Annotated in this window: 25 protein-coding genes and 2 rRNA genes (1 of these 27 only partly in view); 18 read left to right on the top strand and 9 right to left on the bottom strand. The window is 69.5% G+C overall.

The features are described 5' to 3' along the window. Positions 1-56 precede the first annotated feature (56 nt). The 5 genes from Aiant_RS34605 (at position 57) to Aiant_RS34585 (ending at position 3008) form a co-directional block, all read left to right on the top strand. Complete coding sequence (locus Aiant_RS34605; RefSeq protein ID WP_189333836.1) at positions 57-329, top strand: hypothetical protein; 273 nt, start codon at positions 57-59, stop codon at positions 327-329. Next, positions 326-673 carry a GIY-YIG nuclease family protein gene (locus Aiant_RS34600; protein ID WP_189333835.1) on the top strand — a complete coding sequence of 116 codons (348 nt, stop codon included), beginning with the start codon at positions 326-328 and terminating at the stop codon, positions 671-673. The genes Aiant_RS34605 and Aiant_RS34600 overlap by 4 nt, the downstream gene beginning before the upstream one ends. Before the next feature lie 2 nt (positions 674-675). After that, positions 676-1206, top strand: coding sequence for a hypothetical protein (locus Aiant_RS34595; protein WP_189333834.1), 531 nt, complete (start codon positions 676-678; stop codon positions 1204-1206). Positions 1207-1313: 107 nt separating this feature from the next. Further along, on the top strand, positions 1314-2111 hold the full coding sequence (locus Aiant_RS34590) for an SAM-dependent methyltransferase (protein ID WP_189333833.1): 798 nt from the start codon (positions 1314-1316) through the stop codon (positions 2109-2111). 45 nt (positions 2112-2156) lie between these two features. Further along, complete coding sequence (locus Aiant_RS34585) at positions 2157-3008, top strand: helix-turn-helix domain-containing protein (RefSeq protein ID WP_189333832.1); 852 nt, start codon at positions 2157-2159, stop codon at positions 3006-3008. On the opposite strand, the gene Aiant_RS34580 is transcribed toward Aiant_RS34585, so the two are convergent. Next, complete coding sequence (locus tag Aiant_RS34580; RefSeq protein ID WP_189333831.1) at positions 3005-3565, bottom strand: TetR/AcrR family transcriptional regulator; 561 nt, start codon at positions 3563-3565, stop codon at positions 3005-3007. The two genes, Aiant_RS34585 and Aiant_RS34580, sit on opposite strands and share 4 nt — an antisense overlap. A gap of 92 nt (positions 3566-3657) precedes the next feature. Here Aiant_RS34580 and Aiant_RS34575 point away from each other — a divergent pair, with 92 nt between their 5' ends. Beyond that, a complete protein-coding gene (locus Aiant_RS34575; RefSeq protein ID WP_189333830.1) occupies positions 3658-4788 on the top strand; it encodes an FAD-dependent oxidoreductase in 1131 nt (376 codons plus the stop codon). A 45-nt stretch (positions 4789-4833) separates the two neighbouring features. On the opposite strand, the gene Aiant_RS34570 is transcribed toward Aiant_RS34575, so the two are convergent. Further along, positions 4834-5709: a universal stress protein gene (locus tag Aiant_RS34570; RefSeq protein WP_189333829.1), complete on the bottom strand. Its 876-nt coding sequence runs from the start codon at positions 5707-5709 to the stop codon at positions 4834-4836. Between the two features lie 425 nt (positions 5710-6134). Here Aiant_RS34570 and glnII point away from each other — a divergent pair, with 425 nt between their 5' ends. From glnII to Aiant_RS34555, 3 genes are all read left to right on the top strand, one after another. Next, entirely contained in the window at positions 6135-7142 is a 1008-nt protein-coding gene (glnII, locus tag Aiant_RS34565; RefSeq protein ID WP_189333828.1) for a glutamine synthetase, read from the top strand. A 142-nt stretch (positions 7143-7284) separates the two neighbouring features. After that, positions 7285-7626 carry an STAS domain-containing protein gene (locus Aiant_RS34560; RefSeq protein ID WP_189333827.1) on the top strand — a complete coding sequence of 114 codons (342 nt, stop codon included), beginning with the start codon at positions 7285-7287 and terminating at the stop codon, positions 7624-7626. Continuing rightward, positions 7619-8005: an ATP-binding protein gene (locus tag Aiant_RS34555; protein ID WP_189333826.1), complete on the top strand. Its 387-nt coding sequence runs from the start codon at positions 7619-7621 to the stop codon at positions 8003-8005. Before Aiant_RS34560 ends, Aiant_RS34555 begins: the two co-directional genes overlap by 8 nt. Before the next feature lie 9 nt (positions 8006-8014). Here the strand turns inward: Aiant_RS34555 and Aiant_RS34550 are convergent, their stop codons facing one another. After that, positions 8015-9511 (bottom strand): PP2C family protein-serine/threonine phosphatase, encoded by a 1497-nt coding sequence (locus Aiant_RS34550; RefSeq protein ID WP_189333825.1) that lies wholly within the window; start codon positions 9509-9511, stop codon positions 8015-8017. Between the two features lie 136 nt (positions 9512-9647). Between Aiant_RS34550 and Aiant_RS34545 the strand changes: the two genes are divergently transcribed. From Aiant_RS34545 to Aiant_RS34535, 3 genes are all read left to right on the top strand, one after another. Beyond that, on the top strand, positions 9648-10283 hold the full coding sequence (locus tag Aiant_RS34545) for a ferric reductase-like transmembrane domain-containing protein (RefSeq protein WP_189333824.1): 636 nt from the start codon (positions 9648-9650) through the stop codon (positions 10281-10283). A gap of 50 nt (positions 10284-10333) precedes the next feature. Continuing rightward, positions 10334-11989 (top strand): methyl-accepting chemotaxis protein, encoded by a 1656-nt coding sequence (locus Aiant_RS34540; RefSeq protein WP_189333823.1) that lies wholly within the window; start codon positions 10334-10336, stop codon positions 11987-11989. Between the two features lie 147 nt (positions 11990-12136). Next, a complete protein-coding gene (locus tag Aiant_RS34535) occupies positions 12137-12889 on the top strand; it encodes a hypothetical protein (RefSeq protein WP_189333822.1) in 753 nt (250 codons plus the stop codon). Between the two features lie 132 nt (positions 12890-13021). Here Aiant_RS34535 and Aiant_RS34530 read toward each other — a convergent pair whose 3' ends face one another. Next, positions 13022-13462, bottom strand: a complete 441-nt coding sequence (locus Aiant_RS34530) for a response regulator (protein WP_189333821.1) — start codon at positions 13460-13462, stop codon at positions 13022-13024. Positions 13463-13599: 137 nt separating this feature from the next. On the opposite strand from Aiant_RS34530, the gene Aiant_RS34525 reads away from it, so the two are divergent. Continuing rightward, positions 13600-14520, top strand: a complete 921-nt coding sequence (locus Aiant_RS34525) for a siderophore-interacting protein (RefSeq protein ID WP_189333820.1) — start codon at positions 13600-13602, stop codon at positions 14518-14520. Between the two features lie 205 nt (positions 14521-14725). Here the strand turns inward: Aiant_RS34525 and Aiant_RS34520 are convergent, their stop codons facing one another. Continuing rightward, positions 14726-16126: an NHL repeat-containing protein gene (locus Aiant_RS34520; RefSeq protein ID WP_212846600.1), complete on the bottom strand. Its 1401-nt coding sequence runs from the start codon at positions 16124-16126 to the stop codon at positions 14726-14728. A 310-nt stretch (positions 16127-16436) separates the two neighbouring features. Between Aiant_RS34520 and Aiant_RS34515 the strand changes: the two genes are divergently transcribed. Together Aiant_RS34515 and Aiant_RS34510 are read left to right on the top strand one after the other, a co-directional pair. After that, positions 16437-17465: a M4 family metallopeptidase gene (locus Aiant_RS34515; protein WP_189333819.1), complete on the top strand. Its 1029-nt coding sequence runs from the start codon at positions 16437-16439 to the stop codon at positions 17463-17465. A gap of 163 nt (positions 17466-17628) precedes the next feature. Continuing rightward, positions 17629-18174 (top strand): hypothetical protein, encoded by a 546-nt coding sequence (locus Aiant_RS34510; protein ID WP_189333818.1) that lies wholly within the window; start codon positions 17629-17631, stop codon positions 18172-18174. Between the two features lie 650 nt (positions 18175-18824). On the opposite strand, the gene Aiant_RS34505 is transcribed toward Aiant_RS34510, so the two are convergent. Both Aiant_RS34505 and Aiant_RS34500 read right to left on the bottom strand, forming a co-directional pair. Beyond that, the gene (locus Aiant_RS34505) at positions 18825-19028 is read right to left on the bottom strand and encodes a cold-shock protein (RefSeq protein ID WP_189333817.1); all 204 of its coding nucleotides are present in this window, start codon (positions 19026-19028) and stop codon (positions 18825-18827) included. A gap of 294 nt (positions 19029-19322) precedes the next feature. After that, positions 19323-19643 carry a helix-turn-helix domain-containing protein gene (locus tag Aiant_RS34500; RefSeq protein WP_189333816.1) on the bottom strand — a complete coding sequence of 107 codons (321 nt, stop codon included), beginning with the start codon at positions 19641-19643 and terminating at the stop codon, positions 19323-19325. 919 nt (positions 19644-20562) lie between these two features. Here Aiant_RS34500 and Aiant_RS34495 point away from each other — a divergent pair. The 3 genes from Aiant_RS34495 to Aiant_RS34485 all read left to right on the top strand — a co-directional run bounded on the left by Aiant_RS34495 (position 20563) and on the right by Aiant_RS34485 (position 22160). Further along, positions 20563-20817, top strand: a complete 255-nt coding sequence (locus Aiant_RS34495; protein ID WP_189333815.1) for a hypothetical protein — start codon at positions 20563-20565, stop codon at positions 20815-20817. A gap of 190 nt (positions 20818-21007) precedes the next feature. Beyond that, positions 21008-21445, top strand: coding sequence for a CBS domain-containing protein (locus Aiant_RS34490; RefSeq protein WP_189333814.1), 438 nt, complete (start codon positions 21008-21010; stop codon positions 21443-21445). Positions 21446-21578: 133 nt separating this feature from the next. Next, positions 21579-22160 (top strand): nucleotidyltransferase domain-containing protein, encoded by a 582-nt coding sequence (locus tag Aiant_RS34485; protein WP_229830813.1) that lies wholly within the window; start codon positions 21579-21581, stop codon positions 22158-22160. 250 nt (positions 22161-22410) lie between these two features. Here Aiant_RS34485 and rrf read toward each other — a convergent pair. Together rrf and Aiant_RS34475 are read right to left on the bottom strand one after the other, a co-directional pair. Continuing rightward, positions 22411-22527 (bottom strand): 5S ribosomal RNA (rrf, locus tag Aiant_RS34480). A 108-nt stretch (positions 22528-22635) separates the two neighbouring features. Further along, positions 22636-24686, bottom strand: a 23S ribosomal RNA gene (locus Aiant_RS34475); it runs 1027 nt beyond the window's last position.

Genomic DNA, 24686 nt, shown 5'->3' with positions numbered 1-24686 from the left:
GTGTACCTGCGCTGGCCGGAGGCCCGATCGCCGCGGCGGCGATCGACGCGGCGCTGGTGGCGGCAATCGGCGTGGCGGCCGGCACCGCGAGCGCGGAGACCGTCATCGGTGGCGTGATCGGCTACGGGACCGCGGCCTTCGAGTCGTACGAGGTGATCCACCAGTGCGATCACCTGTTGCGGCTCATCGGGCTCACCGACTCGGCCGTCCAGGTCGCGTACGGCCAGGTGGGACAGATCATCGGCACGTCCCCGGACGGCGTGGCCGGGTTCATGGCCATCTCGACCGGTGGCGGCCTCTCGATGGACCTTCCGGGCGGTGTCGAATGACCACCTTCGACGATGACACCTCCCCCGAGGCCCGGGAGCGATTCGAGCGTGAGCTGGCCAGTATCGGGCATGGTCACCCGGGCCGGACACAGATGGTGCGGGATTCCCTGCGGCGGCTCGCCGACGGCGCCGGCGGCGCCGAGCTCCAGGAGGCAGCGCGGGAGATTCTTGCCGGGCGGATCGGGATTCGGCGAGCATTGACCGGCGAGATCTACGGCCGGACGTTGTCTGACGGCTTGCGGCGATTCCAGGAACACTACGAGCGACTCTCCCCGGAGGAACGCCGGAAGCTGTATGCCGCCGGGCGCGAGCACTACCAGCGGCTGGGCGAGGAGGAGCGCTGACCATGGGTGCGCCGGAGAAGTCGCGGCGACGGCGGGTCACCGAGTACGTCTGCCGTACGTCAGGTGTCTTGATCTTTCTTCTCTGGCTGGTGCCGGTCGTGGCCGGGCAGGCTCATGTCACCTACATCAGCCGGAGCGGTGAGCCCGTGCCGCCCGGCGCCTCGTTCTACCTGAGCACCTACGCGACGACTCCGCTCACCTGCGACATCACTCCGGAGCACGGTCCCACCCGGGCGGTCGCGCTGGAGCCGATCCGCTCGATCTGGCGGCTGCACGGCCTGCTCGGCACCAGGGTGGACCGGTGGTTCGACGGCCCCGCGGTGATCACCTGTGATCCGCCGTCACCGGAGGCCAGGATGGTCGCCGGCCCACTCCAGTCACTGTTCCCGCTGGCGGACGGCATCCTGGTGCCGATCGCGGCGTTCGTCCTGGTGGTCATCGGCTGGGGTGACTTCTTCCTGCCCTGGCGAACGCCACGGCGAGGGCCACGGCGAGGGTCGCGGGGAGGCCGGGACCGGGGCTCCCTCTCCTGACTGATCCGGCTATCCCCACGTGACTAGTGCGTGGGTATGCTGACGCAAACCTGATCGCCGCGGATCCATAAAGGACAGCGGATCCGCCCTGCCACGAGGATGTGCCCGTGAGCGAGGATCCGTCCGACATCCCGGCGTTCGACACGAGCGTCCCGCAGACCGCCCGGATCTGGAACTATCTGCTCGGCGGCAAGGACAACTTCGAGGCCGACCGGGCCGTCGGCGATCAGATCATCGCCTCGCTGCCACATTTCCGCACGCATGCCCGGCTGTCCCGGCAATACCTGGTGCGCGCGGTGCGTTACCTGGCCAGCGAGGCCGGGGTCAGGCAGTTCCTGGACATCGGCACCGGGCTGCCGACCGCGGACAACACCCACGAGGTCGCGCAGGCGGCCGACCCGGCTGCCCGGATCGTCTATGTCGACAGTGATCCCCTGGTGCTGGCGCACGCGCGGGCGCTGCTGACCAGCACGCCCGAGGGGGCGACGGCCTATCTCGACGCCGATCTGCGCGAGCCGGGCGAGATCCTGAAGCGGGCGCAGGAGACGCTGACCTTCGACGAGCCGGTGGCGCTGATGCTGATGGGCATTCTCGGGCACATCGAGGACGACGCCGAGGCCAAGCGGATCATCGACGCGCTGCTGGCCCCGCTGCCGTCCGGCAGCTACCTCGCGATGTACGACGGCAGTGACACCGACCCGGACGTCCGCGAGGCCGCCCGGATCTGGAACCTGTCGGCCGAGCCGAAATATCACCTGCGCAGCCCGGAGCGGATCGCCGCGCTCTTCGACGGCCTGGAGCTGGTCGAGCCCGGGGTGGTCTCGGTGACCCGGTGGCGGCCGGACCCCGGGGCCGCGGACGCCGCGGAGATCAGTCAGTACTGCGCGGTCGGCCGGAAACCGTAGCGAGGAGGTGTGTCCTTGGCGGAGGAACACGACATAGGTGGCTCGATGGTGCGCCGGCTCCAGGTCGGCGCACACCTGCGTGCCTTGCGACGGGCGCGCGGGCTGAGCCGCGAGCAGGCCGGGTACGTCATCCGCGCCTCCGAGTCCAAGATCAGCCGGATGGAGCTGGGCCGGGTCGGCTTCAAGGAGCGCGACATCGTCGACCTGCTCAAGCTGTACGGCGTGGTGGACCAGGCCGAGCACGACCGGCTCGTGGTGCTGGCCCGGGAGGCGAACGCGCCCAGCTGGTGGCAGGCGTACGGCGACGTGCTGGACACCTGGTTCCAGAACTATCTGGACCTGGAGCAGGCCGCCGAGCTGATCCGGACGTACGAGGTGCAGTTCGTGCCGGGCCTGTTGCAGACCGACGCGTACGCCCGGGCCGTGATCCGCCTCGGCCACGGCAACGCCCGCCCCGAGGAGATCGACCTCCGCGCGCGCCTGCGGATGGAGCGCAAGAAACTGCTGGACCGGCCGGACGCGCCCCGGCTCTGGGCGGTGCTGGACGAGGCGGTCCTGCGCCGGCCGATCGGCGGCCGGGCGGTGCTGCGCGAGCAGATCGCCACCCTGATCGACGTCTGCGAGTCGCCGAACGTGCGGCTTCAGATCATGCCGTTCGAGTCGGGTGGGCACGCCGCGGCCGGCGGCGCGTTCAGCATCCTGCGGTTCCCGCACGAGGAGCTGCCCGACGTGGTCTACATCGAGCACCTGACCAGCGCGCTCTACCTCGACAAGCGGGACGAGGTGGACAATTACGCGGCGGCGATCGGGCGGCTGTTCATCGAGGCGAAGCCGCCCGCCGACACGCCGAAGTTCCTCACGCACATCCTGGCCGAGATCGACGCCGGACGGATTTAACCGGTCAGCGCGACGGTCGCGGCGCGCGCCGCGGCCAGCACGTCCTCCTCGCTCGCGTCCTGGGTCTGCGCGGCGAACAGCGCCGCGCTGACCGTGTCGAAGGCCATCCGCGCCAGCAGCCGGGACGGCATCGGCGCGTCCGGCCCGAGGATCTTGGTGATCACCTCGTCGAACCAGCTGCGGATGTTGCCGCCCTGCGCGGCCAGCCTGGTCATCGTCGGCCCGTTGGCGTGCGCGAACCGCATGCCGAGGATCCGCTCACGCCCGGTCGACTCGACCCAGCGCAGCGCCGCGCGGCGCAGCAGGTCCGGCCCCGGCTCCTGCTCGTCGAGCCACGCCAGCAGCTCGTCGAACTCGGCCCGCCGGCTCGCCAGCAGCGCCTGGATGATCGCCTCCTTGCCCTCGAAGTGGTAGTAGAGCGACGACTTCGTCATGCCCAGCGCCTCGGAGAGGTCCCGGATCGAGGTGCCCTCGAATCCGCGCTCGGTGAACAGCTCCAGGGCCACCCGCAGGATCTCCGCACGGGTCTCGCTGCCCGGCCGTCGTGTCGTGCTCATGCCCACACCCTACTTGACGAACGGTCGTTCGGCAGTCACTGTGGAATCTAACGAACGGTCGTTCGGTAAACACGGCACGAAGGGACATCACGATGGAAATCGCCATCATCGGCGCCGGCCCCGGCGGACTCGCCTGCGCCCGCGTCCTCCAGCTGCACGGCATCGACGCCACCGTCTACGACGCCGACGCCTCGGTCGTCGCCCGCGACCAGGGCGGCACCCTGGACATCCACGCCGACACCGGCCAGATCGCGCTCGCCGACGCCGGCCTGACCGCCGAGTTCGCCGCGCTGGCCCGGCCCGAGTCCCAGTCGAAGCGCATGCTCGACCCGTCCGGCGCCCTGGTCATGGAGCACGTCGTCGACGACACCGAGACCGCCGCGCCGGAGATCGACCGCCGCCAGCTGCGCGAGCTGCTGGCCGCCTCGCTGCGGCCGGGCGCCGTCCGCTGGGGTCACCGGGTCACCGAGGTCCGCGACGGGGGCGAGATCCGGTTCGCCGGCGGCGCGCCGGTCACCGCCGACCTGGTGATCGGCGCGGACGGCGCCTGGTCCCGGGTCCGGCCGAGGCTGACCACGGCCACCCCGGAGTACACCGGGATCAGCTTCGTCGAGGTGCGGTTCACCGACGTGGACCGGCGGCACCCGGCGATCGCCGCGCTGGTCGGGGCCGGGCACATGTGGGCCAACGGCGACGGGCAGAACATCATCCTCCAGCGCAACAGCGGCGGCCACGTCCGCGGCTACCTCGGCCTCACCGTCGAGGCGGACTGGCGGGGCACGCGCGACGACCTGCTGGAGCGCTACGCGCACTTCGCCCCCGAGCTACGCCGGGTCATCACCGACAGCGAGGGCGACCTGGTGCACCGGCCGATCTTCGCGCTGCCGGCCCCGCTGACCTGGCCGCACCGCCCGGGCTTCACGCTGCTCGGCGACGCCGCGCACCTGATGTCGCCGTTCGGCGGCGAGGGGGTCAACCTGGCGCTGCTCGACGGCGCCGAGCTGGCCCGGGAGATCGCCGCCGGCCCGTCGCCGGACGAGGCCGTGCTCCGCTACGAACGGCGGATGCTGGAGCGGTCCGGGCCGATCGCGGCCGGCGCGAACGCCGCGATCAAGGAGTTCTTCGCGGGCGGTTTCGACCCGGCCGACGTCCCGGACTTCGCCGAGGAGGCCGAGCAGTGGAAGCGCAACGCCGCTGAGTACCTGGCCGCCCGGGAGAGCTGAGCCGCCCGGGAGAGCTGAGCCGCGCGGAAGAGCTGAGCGGGGAGCTCAGAACCGGATGGCGGCCCGGGTCCGGCTGACCAGCGCGACGCTGCACCGGGCCCGGTGCAGCAGGTGCCGCCCGACCGACGGCCGCAGCACGGTCCGCAGCGCCCGGCGGGTCCGGGCCCCGGCCACCACCAGCTGCGCGCCGGCCGCGGCCTGGGCGAGCACCTCCCCCGGCGAGCCGACCACCACCTCGGCGCTGACCGGCGTTCCCGGGTACCGCCGCCGCCAGCAGCCGACCATCGCCTCCAGCCGGCCGCGCTCCTCGCCGATCGCCCGCAGATTCGTCTCGCAGAGCAGATCCCGCCCGTCCGGCGGCGACCACCCGTGCACCGCGCGGACCGCGACGCCGCGCATCACGGCCTGCTCGAACGCGAAGCCCAGCACCTGCCCGGCCGCCTCCGACTCGTCCACCCCGGCCACCACCGGGTCGGTCGCCCGCGGCTCGCCGCGGACCACCACCACCGGGCAGCGGGCGTGCGCGCTCACCGAGCCGCTGGTCGAGCCGAGCCAGGCCCGCATCCCGGTGAGCCGGCGGCCGCCGAGCACCACCAGCGACGCGTCGGCGGCCCGCTGGATCAGCGCGACCGCCGCGGTGGAGTGCTCGACACGGGCCCAGACCCGCACGCCGGGGTGGCTGCTCATCGCGGCGTCGACCGCCCGGCCGAGCATGTCGGCGACCGCGAGGTCGGTGTCGACGTCGGGATAGACCGCGGCGGCCGGCATCATCGCGGCGGCCGGCACGTAGGTGGGCCATTCGTAGGCATAGACCAGCTCGACCGGCAAGTCGCTCCGCTCGGCCTCGTCCAGCGCCCAGCGGGCCGCCTTCCGCGCCTCCGCCGAGCCGTCGTAGCCGACGACGATCCTCTGGGTGTGCACCGCGCCCGCCTCCTCCTGCGCCTGCTTCCCCCGATCGTCGTTGCTCGGCCCCCGCCGGGCAAGGCTGTGGGGCCCGTCACATTATTAACGTACTGCTTCTTTGTGGACAGGGCCTTCGGCCCCCACTCCACCGACGGGTCACGGTCCGCTGCTCCCTCCCGCCTCAGATCCGATTTCGGTACGCGATGAGCACCCTCGCCCCCGCGTCGCGGGACGGTGCCCGTTGCGTACCGAAAAATCGCTCTTAATCGCCTCCCTCGGCGAACCGTGAGCGAAAGCTGGTGACCGGAAGGTAACCGGGATCACCCGTCCGCTGGTCGGGATCGGAAACATGGATTTGATCTTCGGCCGTTACGGTCCTCGCGCCGCGCCAGGGTTGTCCGGCACTGCCAGCATGGCGCCGTTTTGACTTGAGGAGATTTCACATGGCTGTCAAGGCCGAGTACCTGTGGACCGACGGAACCCAGCCCACCGCGAAGCTCCGGTCGAAGACCAAGATCCTGGCCGACGGCGAGCAGCCGCCCCTGTGGGGTTTCGACGGTTCCAGCACCAACCAGGCGCCCGGTGACAAGTCGGACTGTGTGCTGCGGCCGGTCTTCACCTGTCCGGACCCGATCCGCGGCGGCAACAACATCATCGTGCTGTGCGAGGTCGAGCTGATCGACGGCACCCCGCACCCGACCAACACCCGCGCCGCCCTGCGCGAGGTCGCCGAGAAGTACGCCGACCAGGAGTCGATCTTCGGCATCGAGCAGGAGTACACCTTCTTCCAGGACGGCCGCCCGCTCGGCTTCCCGGCCGGTGGCGGTTACCCGGCCCCGCAGGGTGGCTACTACTGCGGCGTCGGCGCGGACGAGGTCTTCGGCCGCGAGATCGTCGAGAAGCACATGGACGCCTGCCTCGAGGCCGGCCTGCACCTGTCCGGCATCAACGCCGAGGTCATGCCGGGTCAGTGGGAGTTCCAGATCGGCCCGGTGGCCGCGCCGCAGGTGGCCGACGAGCTGTGGGTCGCCCGCTGGCTGCTGTACCGCATCGCCGAGGACTACGGCATCTCCGCCACCCTGGACCCGAAGCCGGTCAAGGGCGACTGGAACGGCGCGGGCGCGCACACCAACTTCTCCACCAAGGCGATGCGCGAGAGCTACGACGCGATCATCACCGCGGCCGAGGCGCTGGGCAAGAAGCGCCAGGAGCACGTGGACGGCTACGGCGCCGGCATCGAGCAGCGCCTGACCGGCCTGCACGAGACCGCCCCGTGGACCGAGTACAGCTACGGCGTCTCCGACCGTGGCGCGTCGGTGCGCATCCCGTGGCAGGTGGAGAAGGACGGCAAGGGTTACATCGAGGACCGCCGCCCGAACGCGAACGTCGACCCGTACGTGGTCACCCGCCTGCTGATCGACACCTGCTGCGAGGCTCTGGCCCAGGGCTGACGCACAGCACCTCCCCGCGCGGGCGCCGGCCGAACGGCGCCCGCGCGTCCTGCTTTCCGGGTCCCGGCAGGCGCGTTCCGGGCCCGCGGGTGTCATGATGAGCCGGGCAGGCGTTCCCCGGCAGGGAAAGGTACGGCGGTCGATGGCGAGCTTCGAGGCGAGGACGGCCGCACAGCCGGACCGGATCACGGTGATCCTCTCCGGCGATTGCGACCTCGCCGCCCGTGATCGGCTCACCGCGATCCTGCTGGACGCGGTCACTCGCTGCGGCGTGGTGATCGTCGACGTCACGGACGTCGGTTTCCTCGACTCGACAGGCGTGCACGCCCTGGTCACGGCCTATCATGCGGCCAGCAGCCGGGGCGGCCGGATCCATGTGACGGGCGCCGCCGGCCCGGTCGCCGCGGTCCTCGAGCTGACCGGGCTCGACGCGCTGCTCCCGGAGCCCTCGCAGCAGCAGGCCGAAAAGGGTCACCATGGCTGAGCAGCCCAGCGACGCCGACGGCATGTCGTACACCGAGCCCGACGACCTGCGGCTGGTCCGCACCTTCGTCACCGAGCGGGCCCTCAAGCTGGGCCTGTCCCCGGCCCGCATCGACCTGCTCACCCTGGCGGTCAGCGAACTGACCACCAACACCCTGCAGCACACCGGCGGCGGCGGGCACATCCGGGTCTGGGCCGAGGACGGCGAACTGATCTGCGACGTGGTCGACGGCGGCGGGCCGCGCCCGTTCGGCCGGGCGATGCCGTCGGCCGAGGCGATCCGCGGGCGGGGCCTGGCCATCGTCGAGCGGGTCTGCGACTCGGTCTCCACCACCGACGTGCCCGGCGGGACGCTGGTCCGGATCCGCCTGCATCTCTGACCGGCGCTGTCACCGGACGCGCACCGCCAGCGTGCAGGTGTCGTCGTCCGGGCTCGGCGCGTGCAGCAGCCGATGGATCGTGCCCAGCGGATCGTCGCCCGGCGCCGCGGAGACCGCACTCAGGTGCTCGCGCACCTCGGCCGCGCGGCCGGTCGGATCACCCCGGCGCTCCACCAGCCCGTCGGTGTAGAACAGGACCAGGTCACCGGGTTCCAGCCGGGCGCCGGCGACCGGGAAGTCGGCCTCGGTCTCCGCGCCGAGCAGCAGCCCGGGCGGTCGCTCCAGGTCGATGGCGCGGCCCTGGCGGCCGAGCAGCGGCGCCATGTGCCCGGCCCGCGCCCAGGGCAGCAGCCGGGTCTCCGGGTCGTAGACGCCGACCACCGCGGTGCCGGTGATGCCCAGCTGGGCGCAGAGCTGGTTCAGGTGGCGCAGCAGCTGTCCGGGGTCGCGGATGCCCACCGACAGCCACGCGACCAGGGCGAACCGCAGGTGGGCCATGCCGCTGGCGGCCTCCATGCCGTGCCCGGCCACGTCGCCGACGGCCAGCGCCACCCGGCCGTCCGGCAGGGTCTGCGCGTGGTACCAGTCGCCGCCGACCCGTACCGCGCTCTCCGCCGGCAGGTAGCTGACCATCGCCTCGAGACCGTCCAGGTCGAACGAGCCGTCCGGCACCGGCTGGATCATCTGCTGCAACTGCCGGGCCACCCGGTGCTCGGCCAGGGCGCTCAGCTCCCGGTCCCGGACCTGGTCGCTGAGCCGCTCGATCTCGGTGCGGGTGGCCACCCGGGCGGTCACGTCCTGCACCACCGCGTAGATCTTCACCGGCCGGCCGCCGGCGTCCCGGGCCAGGTCGGAGAGGATCCGCAGGTGGCGGGCCTCGTCGCCGATCCGGAACCGGACGGTCACGTCGGAGGTGGCCCCGACGTCCAGGGTCTGCCAGGCGGCCTCGGCGATCCCGCGGTCCTCGGGCAGCACCGCGGCGGACTGCTCGGACTGCGGCAGCGGCCCGTCGGCCGGGTCCCGGCGGAAGATCCGGTACATCCCCGGGGACCACTCGGAGCGGCCGGTGGTCAGGTCGTACTCCGCCCAGCCGAGGCTGCCCAGCGCCTCGGTGCTCTCCAGCCGGCGGCGGTGCTCGTCGACCCGGTTCCACCAGACCAGCAGGCCACCCAGGACCCGGTGCACGCTGATCTCGAAGCGGGACTCGGCGACCACGCCGGGACGGGACGCCTCGTAGCGGAACTCGTCCATGGTGGCCGGTGTGCCGGTGTCCAGCACCTCGAGGTAGAGCCGCCAGAGCGGGCCGTCCACCATCGACGGGTAGAGCTCGCTGAGCCGATGGTCGACGCGCTGCGCGCCACGGCGGTGGACGTCCGGGATCTGGTCGCTGGTGGCGGCCACCCGGAAGTCGACGACCGCGCCGTCGTCGTCACTGATCGGCAGCAGCCAGGTACAGCCGGCCGGAACCGCGGCGAGCAACTCCCGGACCACGTCCTCGTCGGCCATCTTCGCAGCCTACCGGCGGGCGTGCCGCTCGCGCGCCACCGCTCACCGCCCTTTCTGAGCGACCACTCTGCTATGCCTCAGCCGATTCACAGCGGGAACTAACCGCGAACTCAACCCGATGCCCGATGATCCGGCCATGACGACCACCGCTTCGGTCCCGCGCCGGGCCGCCGAGGCCGGTGGCTTCCTGGTCGGGCTGAGCCTGCTGGTGGTGACCGCGTTCTGGGTGCGCGACGGCGGGGTGCAGCACGGCGCCGCGCTCGGGTGGACCGCGGTCCGCGCGGCCGGGCGGCTCGCCGGGCTCTGGTCGGCCGACCTGCTGCTGGTGCAGACGCTGCTGCTGGCCCGGATCCCGGCGGTGATCCGCGCGTTCGGCGCCGACCAGGTGCTGCACTGGCGGCGCTGGGCGGCGACCCGGTCGCTCGGCCTGCTCGCCGCGCACCTGGCCCTGATGCTGGCCGAGCGGGGCTGGCCCGGCGGGCCCGGGATGCTGTTCGCGACGGGCGGCGCCGCGGTGCTGGCCGTCGTCACGGTGGCCGCGCTGCGCACGGTCCGCCGGCACGCCCTCGACCTGTACGCCTGCTTCGGCGTCACGCTGGCCCTGCCACATCAGCTCTGGGCCGGGAGCGACTTCACCGGCTCGGCGGTGGCCGGGGCGTACTGGTGGGGGCTTTACGTCCTGTGCGTCGGCGGCGTCCTGGCGTACCGGGTGGTCCGTCCCGCCTGGCGCAGCCAGCGGGCACTCGCCGGACGTCTTGGGCAATACCGCTAAAAAGACATGAAAAGAATTCTAGAGTGGGTCCGACCACCAGGGGAGGACCGATGCAGCCGGATACCACCGCCACGGTGCGCCGCAACCTGCTGGACCGGGTCCTCGGCGACCGCAGCCTGCTGATCAAGAGCACCGTCACGGCGGCCTGCGTCGCCGTGGTCGCCCTGCTGGTCACCGTGGTCTCGCTCACCCGGATGGCCGATCTCCGCGACGACCTCCAGAGGATGAAGGACCACCACGTCGACAGCATGGAGCAGCTGGCCAACCTGCGCGGCGGCATCACCAACCTGTTCCGCGGCATGCTGCTGGTCGCCTCCGGGCAGGGCCCGCAGCGCAACGACCAGCTGATCCAGGCCGGCCTGACCGGGATCACCGCCGCCGACACGCAGATCGACACGGCCGCCGCCGCCTATCGCAAGATCGCCACCGACTCCGGGGCCACCGACCGGCTGTCCCGGCTGGACACCTTCGCCGACGCGTTGCAGCGCTACCGGGGCCTGCGTGACGTGGTCATCCTCCGCAAGCCCCCGCCGGCCGGCTTCGAGATGCCCGCCCCCGACCAGATCTTGAAGGCCTTCGCCGACGCCGAGGCCGGCATGAACGGCGCGATGGACGAGCTCCAGAAGGCCGAGGAGTCGGACGCCGACGCGATGACCGCCACCGGTGACCAGGAGTACCGGCGATCCCGGCTGGTCACCCTGATCGGGCTGGTGATCGGTTTCGTGGTGGCGGCGTTCGTCGGCTTCGGCGTGATGCGGCTGATCCAGCGGCAACTGGCCACCGTCTCGTCGGCGCTCGGCGCGGTCGCCGACGGCGATCTCACCGTGGCGGCCGAGGTGCGCTCCCGCGACGAGCTGGGCCTGATGGCCCAGGCGGTGAACCGGGCCCGCGAGGGTTTGCAGACCACGGTCCGTCAGCTCACCTACGGCGCCGGCACGCTCGGCGAGGTCACCGACCGGCTGGGCAGCATCACCAGGCGGCTGGACGCCGAGGCGCGGGAGGCCGCCGAGCAGGCCGGGATGGTGGCCGGCACGGCCAACGAGGTCTCCGCCAGCGTGCAGTCGGTGGCCGCCGGCAGCGACGAGATGGGCGCGTCGATCCGGGAGATCTCCCAGAACGCCAGCAGTGCCGCCCAGGTCGCCGCGAGCGCGGTCAACGTCGCCCAGGTCACCAACAACACCGTGGCCAAGCTCGGCGAGTCGTCCGCGGAGATCGGCGACGTGGTCAAGACGATCACCAGCATCGCCGAGCAGACCAACCTGCTCGCCCTGAACGCGACCATCGAGGCGGCCCGCGCGGGCGAGGCCGGCAAGGGGTTCGCGGTGGTCGCCACCGAGGTCAAGGACCTCGCGCAGGAGACCGCGAAGGCCACCGAGGACATCGCCCAGCGGGTGCAGGCGATCCAGGCCGACACCGAGAACGCGGTGACCGCGATCCAGGAGATCTCCCGGATCATCTCGGAGATCAACGACTACCAGGTGACCATCGCGTCCGCCGTGGAGGAGCAGACCGCCACCACCAACGAGATGAGCCGCAGCATCGGCGAGGCGGCCGGCGGCAGCACCAGCATCGCCGGCAGCATCAACGCGGTGGCCAGCGCCGCGCACGCCACCACGTCCGCCCTCGGCGAGGCGGACGCGTCGATGAGTGAACTCACCCGCGTCGCCGGCGAGCTGCGCGAGGTGGTCTCCCGGTTCCGGGTGTAGTAGCGGCCGGGGCATTGCGGTCACGGTCGGCGCCGCCTCAACTCCGAGATCGCATCAGAGCCGCTCCGCCCGCAGGGGCACGGATCGCGGCAGAGTCACTGATAACGTCCGGGGCGGGCCGACGATGCGGCTACGAGCGACACGGTTGTGGGAACCCAGGAGAAGGCGATGGCTCGCGCAATGACGCCCGGCGGCCTCGTCACGGCTGCTCTGCGGGACAACCTGTTTCCTGCCGGGGCGCGGTCATGGGGGCGCGGCTGGCTTGCCTGGACGATGGCCGACCTCGAATATCGGGCTGTGGTCGACCGCGATGGCGAGAGCCCGCGCTGGCGCGTGTTCGTCGGAGACGCTCGCCTCGGCCCCGCATTCGAGGACTACGGACGCCTGTCCATCCCTCTCGATCACGTCGGCGTGCGCCTCGATTGGCCAGAGGGCAGCCGACTGGGCGCCGACCAGGCCGTCGCCGTGCAGGCGCTGTGTCGCGACGTAATGTCGTTCGCCGGTAGCCGGCGCCAGCTCGCTCTGCTGATGATGTCACCGGAGGATGTCCGTCGCGGCGACGTTGTCGCATGGCTTCCGGCCGGCGGCTGGCCCGGACGCCTGGCACAGGCACTGGTCATCGCCACGGACCTCAACGACCAGCCTTTGGCCAGCACCATACGAGGTCTGATCACCTCGAAGGGGACACGAGTCGTCAGCCGACGGCCCCGCCACCGCCCTGACGTGACCCAAGCCGAACGCGACCGTCTGGACTCCCTGTACCTGGACCACGGCGATCTTGAACAAGACGTTCACCGAGAAGCCCGGCATTGGCTGGCGCAATACTGCGAGATCTTAGGTCGCACCATCGACCCTTCCCTCCCACAGCCGCGCGATCCCGGCGAATCGATTCGTGGCTGAAGCCGAGTCCGGCAGAAAGCCGGTGTGCTCCGGCCTTGCGACTTGACCGATGGTCCGTCGCCACGGGCCGGATCCGCTCCGGGAGCACCGCGATGGCCGGCGCCGTGGTCGACGTCCGGGTGGGCAACCGGTCTAGTCCCCGAGCAGCCGGGCGACGCGGCGCAGCAGCTCGGCCGGGTCGATCGGCTTGGCCAGGTAGTCCTCGGCCCCGACCATCCGCCCGAGCTCCATGTCGGACTGGTCGGCCCGGCCGCTGATGAAGATCACCGGAATGTCCGCGGTCTGCGGCGACGAGTGCAGCTCGTAGCAGAAGCCCAGCCCGTCCAGCCCCGGCATCTGCACGTCGAGCAGCACCAGCTGGGGCCGCTCCCCCACGGCGAGGGCCATCGCGGTCCGCCCGTCCGCCGCCATCAGCGTCCGGTACCCGGCCGCCCGCAGCTTCGTGCCGAGCAGGTCACGCACGTCCTCGTCGTCGTCGGCGATCAGCACCGTCGGCGGCTCCAGGGCGGCCGCCCAGTCGTCCAGCGCCCCGGCGTCACTGAACGTCAAGGACGTGGTCGAGGTCTGCGGCATCTGCGGCTCCTTCTGCGATGGGACCCCTGAGATCGGCCGCCCCGGACCCCGTCGCAGGGAACCGTTCGTTGCGGTCGGGTTGCGGCGCCCCGGGTAGCTTAGGTTAGGGTTACCTAAACCAGTGCGGGGAGGAATCCGTGACCCAGACCGTTGTGCCGTCGACCGAGGCGCTGCCGTTCCGCTTCTTCCCGGTCGAGGTGGTCCGGGTCACCCGGCTCAGCCCCAGCTTCCTGCGCGTCACGTTCACCGGCGACGACCTGGACCGGTTCGCCGACAACGGGTTCGACCAGCGCTGCAAGCTGATCCCGCCGCTGGACGGCTGCGGCATCGACCACCTGCCGATGGGCGGCGACTGGTTCGCCCGGTGGCGCGGTCTGCCCGCCGAGCGGCAGAACCCGATCCGGACGTACACGGTCCGCGCGGTCCGCCCGCACCTGCGCGAGGTCGACATCGACATGGTCCTGCACGGCGTCAGCGGCCCCGCCTCCCGCTGGGCCGTCGCGGCCGCCCCCGGCGCGATCGCCTGCCTGCTCGGGCCGAACGCGGACTTCCCCGGCCCGCACGGCGGCATCGACTTCCACCCGCCCGCCGACACCAACCGCATCCTGCTGGTCGGCGACGAGACCGCGGTCCCGGCGATCGCCTCCATCCTCACCGGGCTGCCCGCCGGCATGCGCGGCGAGGTCCTGCTGGAGGTCCCGGAGTCCGGCGACCAGCTGCTGGTCTCCGCACCCCCCGGCGTCCGCGTCACCTGGCTCCCCCGCGACGGTGCCCCGCACGGCGCCAAACTAGTCCCGGCCGTCCGATCCGCCGCCGCACACCTGCTCGGCGACGCCGCCGGCGCCACCTGCGCCGACCTCGAGGACGTCGACGTCGACGAGGGCCTGCTCTGGGAGGTCCCGGACGGCACCGCCGCCACCGACGGCTTCTACGCCTGGCTCGCCGGCGAGGCAGCCGTCATCAAGACCCTGCGCCGCCACCTGGTCAGCACCTGCGGCGTCGACCGCCGCGCCGTCGCCTTCATGGGCTACTGGCGCCTCGGCAAAGCCGAATGCTGACCACATCCACCGCCGTCCGCACGCCTCCGGTCGCCCACCATAAAGATCAAATTCAGGCTGACTCGGATCGCGCTGATCACTGATCGTCGCTCCCGCCAGGGACCCTTCCGGGCCGGGCTGGCCGCTGGCGCGTCCAGAACGCCCGACCCGCAAGGGCGACGTCCGCGGGTGGTTGCGGAAAACCCCGGCTGGGCGGCAGGGAACCTCAGTTGGGCCTGATGGTCAGGACTCCGGTCACGGTGCCCTGGTAATAGGTTCGGCCGATCGGGGTGCCGGCGGTCTGGAGCGGGTTGACCAAGCCGTATCCCAGCAGGGCCTTGTCGCTGACCGCGCCGGTGGTGGCGTCGATCGCGGCGGCGTAGAACCCGTTGAGCAGGCCGTCCTGCACGACGGTGTAAAGCTTGCCGTCGGTCACCGACAACCGGGGCAGGGCCGCGCTGCGGGTGGTGGTCGACCAGGTGATCGCGCAACCGGTGCCGGCGGCGTTCACGTCGATCCGGGCCACGCCGCCGTCGAAGCCGGCGTCGGACGGCACGCTCTCCCCGGCGTCGTCCGGCAGAGCCGGGTAGTCGTACCCATAGGTGTTGGTGATGAAGATCGACCGGCCGGCCGCGACCGGCGCGTTCTCCGTGCCGCTCGCGGCCTCGCCGGTGAACAGCGGCTGCACGCAGAGCGGCGTGCCCGTGCCGTCGGTCCGCAGCACCACCAGGTTCATGTGCGGGTCGGCGTTGTCGGTGATCGCGACGTACTCGTAACCGGTGGCCGGGCCGAAGAAGACCGGCGTCGCGCCGCTGCCCCAGGAAAGCTGGCCGGGTTTGCGGGCCGGGCCGCGGTCGTAGGCGTAGCGCCAGAGCAGCTTCGGGGCGGCCGCCGTGGTGTCGAAGACGTAGAGCGCGTGGTCGCTGGTCACCGCGAATCGTCCGGGAACCGTGGAGACGCTGTTCGCCACCTTCTCGCCGACCGGCAGCTGATAGGTGGTCGCCGCGCCGGTCCCCGGGTTCACCGCCCCGACGGTCCCGGCCGCCGTGACGAACCAGACCCGCCCGTCGTACGCCGGGATCACCCCGACCACCGCGTCCCCGTCCGCGATCACCGCGGCGAGCGGGGTCTTCTCGGTGACGGTCAGCGAGGTCGCGGTGTGCGCGATCCGGAGCAGGTCCCGGTTCCCGTCGACGATCACCACCCGGTCCTGGTCGTCCAGGTAGGCGTAGACCCCGCCGAGCAGGGCGCCCTTGGTGATCGGGAGGGAGGCGACCGCGGCGCCGGAGCTCTTGTCGAGCAGCTTGAGGCTGGGCGCCTGGCCGAGGTACTCGGTGCAGAGCCCGAGCAGCGCGCCGTCCGCGCCGTGCAGCAGGGTCGGGCAGGCGGCGAGCAGCGTCGACCTGCTGACCTTGACCGAGCTGCCGGCGAACCCGGGGCCGGTGAACGTCTTCGCCGAGGCGCTGTCGCCGTGCGTGGTGGCGCCGCCGGCGGGCGCGGTGTACGGATTCTGCGGGGCGGACGGACCGAAAGCGCTGGTGGCGGCCTCGGCGGGGGCGCCGAGGAGCGCGCCGGCGGTGAGCGCTGCCGCGGCAGCGGCGGCCGCCCGGCCTCGAATCGATGACACGGTTTCTCCCGGTTCCCCGTCGTTCATGAAGATCGACTCGGAGCCTAGCCACGTCCACTCCGGATAGTCAACATCCTCTATCGGAGAGGTAGGTTAAGTCTCGAGACGCACCGACGGCATCATTTTCCGATTCCGCGGTGGTCGCCGACGCGGTGCCGCGAACGTGTGATTCCCGGGACCGGCGGCCGACAGTAACCTCTGCTCAAGAACTGACGCCGCTCTGCTCGAGAGCCGACAGAATTCATGTCGCGACGGTGCCAATGTCGGCGCGCGGGACCGCGTCAACCGGTCCGCAGCGAGGGGAGAAATCATGCCCGGGCCGATCTGCTTCTACATTCCATCGCACATCATCGATCACATAGCGCGGAATGCCCGTCAATTGGGCCTGGACGCCGAAGCCGCGCAGCGCACCGCGGTGGCGTCCGCGGCCATCCGGCAGCAGCGCCAGACCAGCGGCCTGACCAGCATGGAGGCACTCACCGCGCCGCGCCCGGGCCGGGGTGACCGGCAGATCTTCGACGACCAGCAGCAGTTCGAGACCGGCGGCACGGTGGTCCGCGGCGAGGGCGACAGCCCGGTCGCGGCGGCGAACGCGAACGCCGCATACGACGGACTCGGCGCCACCCGCGAGTTCTTTCGCGAGGTGCTAGGACGGGATTCGATCGACAATGCCGGGATGACGCTGCTGGGCGACGTCAACTACGGCGACAAGTATGACAATGCGTTCTGGGACGGATCCCGAATGGTCTTCGGGAACGGCGACGATCAGATCTTCCAGGATTTCACCCGAGACGTGGACGTGTGCGCGCACGAGCTGACCCACGGCGTCACGCAACACACCGCAGGATTGCTGTATACAGATCAGTCCGGGGCGATGAACGAGGCCTTCTCCGACATCTTCGCCGCGTGCGTCGACCAATTCGTGCAGAAGGCCGACGCCGGCGAGCACAACTGGCTGATCGGCGAGGAGGTGATGGCGGCCCCCATGTACGGCGAGGCGATCCGCTCGATGGCCCACCCCGGCACCGCGTACGACAACCCGGTGCTCGGCAAGGACCCGCAGGCCGCGCACATGGCGCAGTACGTACCGAACGGCGATCCGCACGTGAACAGCGGCATCATCAACCGCGCCTTCTACCTGTCCGCGATTGATCTCGGCTCGTACCCGGCGGCCCGGATCTTCTACGCCGCGTTGCAGAACCTCTGGCCGACCGCGGTGTTCACCGACTGCGCCTATCTCTGCGCCGAGCAGGCCCGCATCCTGGCCCGCGACGGCAAGGTCAGCCGCAACGCCCCGCAGACCGTCCGCGCCGCCTTCCGCGAGGTAGGCATCGAATAGCGCCGCCTTCCGCGAGGTCGGCATCGAATAGCGCCGCCTTCCGCGAGGTCGGCATCGACTAGCGCCGCCTTCCGCGAGGTCGGCATCGAATAGCGCCGCGTTCCACGAGGTCGGCATCGAATAGAAGGTTCAACCACGGGCGGCCGCCGCCGATGGTCGGCACATGACGGTCGCCCGCCACGCCGCCCGGACCGCCGCGTTCGCGGCCGCCTACCTGCTCGCCTTCTGGGCCGGCGGATTCCTCTTCCTCTCACCGCTGCCGGTCGCCGCACTCTGGCTGCTCGCGCAGAGCCGGACGGGCCGCCGTCGCTTCGACGTCATCGTCCTCGCCACGGTCACCGCGGTCGCCGCCACCCTGAACGGCGCGGGCCCGCTCCTCGCGTTCAGCCTGGCCGCCGCCGGCACGCTGCCCGCGCTGCTGTTCGCGGTGCTGACGGACCGCTGGGCACCGGGCTGGTGGCAGGGCCACGGAGACCGATTCCGCTCACTGCGCAGCCGACTCTCCCGCCTCGCCGCCGCGGCGGCGCTGAGCGCCGGCACCGCCGGATTGCTCCAGGCGATCCTGACACCCGACATTTCCCGGTACGCCACAGCCCTCGCCACCCTGCGCGACGCCGCCGCCGTCCTGCTCCTCGTCCTAGCGGCCCGCACCCTCCGCCGCCGCCCCCGCACGCCCCGCCCCACGGGCGCCCTCACCGTGATCCGCTAACCCACGCTCAGCCCGCCGGAGCAGGCCGGCGCGACCGCGGTCTCGATCCGCTGCCCCTGGCCCGCCGGCAACCCGCACGCCACACCCCACCAGCGCCCTCACCGTGATCCGCTAACCCACGGCCAATCCGCAGAAGCAGGCCGGTGCGACCGCGGTCTCGATCCGCTGCCCTTGACGCGCCAGAAACCGCACGCCCCGCCCCGCCCCACGGGCGCCCTCACCGTGATCCACTGACCCACGGCCAACCCGCAGGAGCAGGCCGACGCGCGACCACAGTCCCGATCCGCTACCCCTGACCCGCCGGAAACCCGCACGCCACACCCCACGGGCGCCCTCACCGTGATCCGCTAACCCACGGCCAGCCCGCGGGAGCAGGCCGGTGCGACCGCGGTCTCGATCCGCTGCCCTTGACGCGCCAAAAACCGCACGCCCCGCCCCGCCCGCCCCACGGGCGCCCTCACCGTGATCCACTGACCCACGGCCAGCCCGCGGGAGCAGGCCGGCGCGACCACAGTCTCGATCCGCCGCCCCTGACCCGCTGAGAACCCGCACGCGCCTGGTGAGCTTCAGGCCGGTGACGGTGTGTCCCGCCCGCGGAAATGCCGAACGGCGGCCCGCTGAACCAGTCGGGCCGCCGTTCGCAGAGTGGATCAGAGCGGGCGGATGTTCTCCGCCTGCGGGCCCTTCTGACCCTGGGTGACGTCGAACTCCACCTTCTGGTTCTCGTCGAGGCTGCGGAAGCCGCTCGACGCGATCGCGGAGAAGTGGGCGAAGACGTCGGGGCCGCCGCCGTCCTGCGCGATGAAGCCGAAGCCCTTGTCGGCGTTGAACCACTTCACGGTACCTGTAGCCATGTCTGCTCCTTCGCAGGCTGTGTGGAGTCCGCGGTGTGCGGACTCTTACGCCGCCGCGTTGATCGCCCGCGCCGAACCGACACGACAAAACGAAAAAGCGCCTGGGGGTTTCAGATAACCCATCAGGCGCTATGAACGTCTTCGGAAATCAAAACTGCAACACGGAGACCTTAGCACAGAACGGACAGCGGCCCGCGCTGTGCCCGCGTGTCCCCGTCCCGGTGGTGCCGGCAGGCCGTGCGGGTGGCGGCGAACGGTCCTTCCCGGGGTGGAGAAGGACCGCGCGGCGTGGGGTCAGACGGCGCCCGCCTGCTGGCGGCACTCGTGGTCGCGGTGGTACTGAAGGGCTTCTTCGAGTTGGTCCTCGAGGACGATGATCCGGCAGGCGGCTTCCAGAGCGGTGCCCTGGTCGACCATCTCCCGGGCCCGGGCAGCCAGACGCAGCTGGTAGCGGGAGTACCGGCGGTGTCCGCCGGCGGAGCGGAACGGGATGATCAGTTTCGCCTCGTCGAGGCGGCGCAGGAAGTCCTGCGAGGCGCCCACGATCTCGGCGGCACGGCCCATGGTGTAGGCCGGATAGTCGTCGTCGTTGAGCATGTCTTCGGATGGGGCCATACATGTCCTCGTCATGAACGAGGGCCCCGGCGCAGAACGCGCCGGGGCCCAGGGCTACGGGTTGAAAACACCATCTACCGACAGGTTCGTCGGGTTCTCGTTTCCGCACCCTGCCACCATCGGCAGGCGGTGCGAGGATCGCGTAAGCGTGACCGGAGACCACCTCACTTCGATGGGACTACGGTGTCCACCCGCAGAACTGGAACTACGTCCTGACGGCGGGCGATCCAACGGCGTCCAGCCCTCCCTTTCCTCTTCTTTCACCAACTACGTGCCATCCGCCGATGTGAGAGCCCCACGCGACTTCGCGGCCCCGCACATGTGCGGCGGACTCTTCCTGCATCAGGCGGAGCCATGAAGCTTGCACCGGCTCTGCCTGCGGTGCCCTGACCTGGAATTACGTCAAGGTCTTGTGGTGCATGTGCCATGTTGCGCGCGGCGATGCGATTCCACCGCGGTTACCGAGCGAGCCACGAGAACTTCCGGGCCCTGCTTCGACGCTCGGCCTGTTACGTCGGCGTCTTTTACCGATTCCGTCGTCAACGGAGACGACTCTATCCACCCACGCCGAGAATGTCTAGTCTCAACAGACCAGATTTTCTCGGCCGCCGATCATGTCTTTGCCTGCCGCACCGTGCCACCGGTCCGCGGCGAGGCGCGCCCGGCGGTCAGGGCTCATCCGGCGGCCGGGGTTCGGCGGCGACCGCAGCGGTCACCCCGTCACCGCGCTGGTCGATGAGCAAGCCGGCGGGCCGGGTAGAGGCCGTGACCGCCGCCCACTGGCACCTTTTGTCGGTTCCCGGACAACGCCAGGGTGACTCTCCGATTAACTTCAGTCACAGTGCGGGTTGAAACCGAGGCGAGAAGGGGCATAAAGCCTGGCATAGCACCCATCCCCCCGTCGAGAAGAGGTGGAACGATGAGCACGAATGCACCGGAGCAGCTTCTCAACACCCCCAAGACCGAGGCCGCGACGTCCAAGCTCAACAAGGCGGTCACCACCGTCCGCGACTCCCGCCCCGCCAAGGCCGTCGCTTCCCATCGCAAGCCGGTCGCGGCCGGCCTGATCGCCCTGGCCGGCGCCGCCGCCACCGCCACCCTGCTGGCCCTCCGCAAACGCAGGGCCAAGCCCTCCCGCCGCTTCGCCTGGCGACCCACCTTCCACCGCAACTGACGACCTTCCCCACCCGGCGCCGCCGCCCACCCGGGCGGCGGCGTCGCCGTACCCGGGACTCGCTCGACCCCCTGATCCAGGCGCAGATGGTTTGACGTATGTCGAAGGCTCTTGACTTTGGGTGGTGGGTTCGGCATGAAGTCAGGAAGGGATGGAAGGGGCACGGGGGCTAACCGGCACAGGAGGATCAATGCGGATCAGCGACATCCTTCGCGTCAAAGGCAACAGCGTGGTGACCGTCGCACCGGACATGTCCGTGCGAGGCCTGGTCGACGCGCTGGCCAAGCACCGGATCGGCGCGGTAGTGGTTTCCCGGGACGGCCGGGCGGTCGAGGGCATCGTCAGTGAACGAGACGTGGTCCGGGCGCTGGCCGCCCAGGGCGCAGCAGTCCTCACCGAACCGGTAAGCACGATCCAGACAACCCAGGTAAGAACCGTCTCACCGGAGGCCCGGCTCGAAGACGTCGAACGCCTGATGACCGAACACCGCTTCCGCCACGTCCCGGTAGTCGTCAACGGCCACCTGGCCGGCGTAGTAAGCATCGGTGACGTGGTCAAAAACCGAATCGACGAACTAGAAACCGAACGCAGCACCCTGGCCGACTACATCACCGGCGACCGCACCTAGCCCGCCCTCCCACCCGGGCGGCCCCACCAGCCGCCCGGCCACCACCCTGCTCGGGCGGCCTCGCCAGGACGGCATTCGCGCAAGCAGACGGAATTCAATATCCAGAATGGCCGGCCCACGTTAGCGTCCGCCTGTGGATCAACAGACAGGGCACCAGCATGCCGACTCGGCCCGCATGGCCGAGTCCACCGGTCCCGGAGCCCGAGCTGAGCGTCAGCTGGCTGCGATCGGAGAGCTCGTGGCCGTCGCACGCCAAGCCGGGGTCACCGCCTGGCTGCGGGGCGGCTGGGCAATGGATTTCTATCTGGGCGAGGTGACCCGCCCACACGTAGATGTGGACTGGTTCATCTGGAAAGAGGACGCCAACCGCCTCGCCGGCGCGCTGGCCGCCCGAGGATGGACACTTCTCCCCGAGCCACCTCACGACCAACAGATCGACCTGGCAAAAGACGACGTAGAGCAAAGCCTGACGCTCCTGGGCCGCGACGAGGCCGGCCACCCAGTAGTAGCGGCAGGCCCCTGGGCCGGCGAACCCTGGCCCCCAACCATGCTCGACGGCCCACCCGGAGTCCTCAACGGCATCTCCTGCCCGATCATCACCCCGGAAGCCCAGATCGAACTCAAACGCATGTACCCCGTCTGGAACCCAGCCCTCAAACGCCGGCCAAAAGATGCCACAGACATCGCCCGCCTAGAAGCAGCCCTAAACCTCTAGCGACCTGCCCCAGCAATCCGAAGCGACCCCGCACCCCACACCACACCTGGCTGGTCCCGAAGCCGCGGCAGTCCCGGTGAGCAGGCAAGGTTCGGGCGGGGAGGGCCATGCGGAGGTATCAAGCCTGACGGCCTTCGCATGGCCCTCCCCGCCCGAACCGTCCACCTCGCGAACCGCTAGCACCCCCGAATTCCGGGCATAAAAAAAGGAACGCCCACCCCCGAAAGGGTGGGCGTTCCATTCACGTTGAGTCCGGCGGCGTCCTACTCTCCCACACCCTCCCGAGTGCAGTACCATCGGCGCTGGAGGGCTTAGCTACCGGGTTCGGAATGTAACCGGGCGTTTCCCCTCCGCTATGACCACCGAAACAGCCATCAGCAGAACCAACCAGCAACCCTCATGCCGTCACCGGCACATCGGGGTGGTTGTTCGTTTGCTGTGAATCACACAGTGGACGCTAAGCATAAAATTTAGGGTGGTTAAGCCCTCGGCCTATTAGTACCGGTCAACTCAACACGTTACCGTGCTTACATCTCCGGCCTATCAACCCAATAGTCTCTTGGGGGCCTTACCCACTCAAAGGTGGTGGGATACCTCATCTCGAAGCGAGCTTCCCGCTTAGATGCTTTCAGCGGTTATCCCTTCCGAACGTAGCCAACCAGCCGTGCCCTTGGCAGAACAACTGGCACACCAGAGGTTCGTCCGTCCCGGTCCTCTCGTACTAGGGACAGCCCTTCTCAAGTATCCAACGCGCACGGCGGATAGGGACCGAACTGTCTCACGACGTTCTAAACCCAGCTCGCGTACCGCTTTAATGGGCGAACAGCCCAACCCTTGGGACCTGCTACAGCCCCAGGATGCGACGAGCCGACATCGAGGTGCCAAACCATCCCGTCGATATGGACTCTTGGGGAAGATCAGCCTGTTATCCCCGGGGTACCTTTTATCCGTTGAGCGACACCGCTTCCACACGCAAGTGCCGGATCACTAGTCCCGACTTTCGTCCCTGCTCGACCCGTCAGTCTCACAGTCAAGCTCCCTTGTGCACTTACACTCAACACCTGATTGCCAACCAGGCTGAGGGAACCTTTGGGCGCCTCCGTTACCCTTTAGGAGGCAACCGCCCCAGTTAAACTACCCACCAGACACTGTCCCTCGACCCGATCAGGGCCGCAAGTTAGATACCCAAACCCAACAGAGTGGTATTTCAACAACGACTCCACCCGAACTGGCGTCCGAGCTTCACAGTCTCCCACCTATCCTACACAATCGAATTCAGATACCAATGTCAAGCTATAGTAAAGGTCCCGGGGTCTTTCCGTCCTGCCGCGCGTAACGAGCATCTTTACTCGTACTGCAATTTCGCCGGGCCTGTGGTTGAGACAGTGGGGAAGTCGTTACGCCATTCGTGCAGGTCGGAACTTACCCGACAAGGAATTTCGCTACCTTAGGATGGTTATAGTTACCACCGCCGTTTACTGGCGCTTAAGTTCTCCGCTTCGCCCCGAAGAGCTAACAGGTCCCCTTAACGTTCCAGCACCGGGCAGGCGTCAGTCCATATACATCGTCTTACGACTTGGCATGGACCTGTGTTTTTAGTAAACAGTCGCTTCCCCCTGCTCTCTGCGGCCATACCACGCTCCACCCGCAAAGGGGCTTCACGCGTCCGGCCCCCCTTCTCCCTAAGTTACGGGGGCAATTTGCCGAGTTCCTTAACCACAGTTCACCCGTCGCCTCGGTATTCTCTACCTGACCACCTGTGTCGGTTTAGGGTACGGGCCGCTCGAAACATCGCTAGAGGCTTTTCTCGGCAGCATAGGATCAATGACTTCACCAGAACGGCTCGGCATCACGTCTCAACCTATATGTGTCACGGATTTGCCTATGACACGGCCTACACGCTTACCCCGGCACAACCACCGGCCGGGATCATCTACCTTCCTGCGTCACCCCATCACTAAACTACTACCCGTGAAGGTCCTGGCCGCCGCCGGCTCAGACCGAAGTCCTCACCAGTTTTGGGCAGTTAGTACCACGAGGTTCGTCTTGGGCGTTTCTTTGCGGGTACGGGAATATCAACCCGTTATCCATCGACTACGCCTCTCGGCCTCGCCTTAGGCCCCGACTCACCCAGGGCGGATTAGCCTGGCCCTGGAACCCTTGGTCATCCGGCGGAAGGGGTTCTCACCCTTCATTCGCTACTCATGCCTGCATTCTCACTCGTACAGCGTCCACGACTGGATCACTCCGCCGCTTCACCCGCTGCACGACGCTCCCCTACCCATCCACACACAAAGTGTGAACGCCACAGCTTCGGCGGTGTGCTTGAGCCCCGCTACATTGTCGGCGCGGAACCACTTGACCAGTGAGCTATTACGCACTCTTTAAAGGGTGGCTGCTTCTAAGCCAACCTCCTGGTTGTCCATGCGATCCCACATCCTTTTCCACTTAGCACACGCTTAGGGGCCTTAGCTGGCGATCTGGGCTGTTTCCCTCTCGACTACGAAGCTTATCCCCCGCAGTCTC

The sequence above is a fragment of the Actinoplanes ianthinogenes genome (assembly GCF_018324205.1).
In the GTDB taxonomy this organism is placed as follows: Bacteria; Actinomycetota; Actinomycetes; order Mycobacteriales; family Micromonosporaceae; genus Actinoplanes; species Actinoplanes ianthinogenes.
This window is presented reverse-complemented; position numbering and strand designations above follow the sequence as displayed.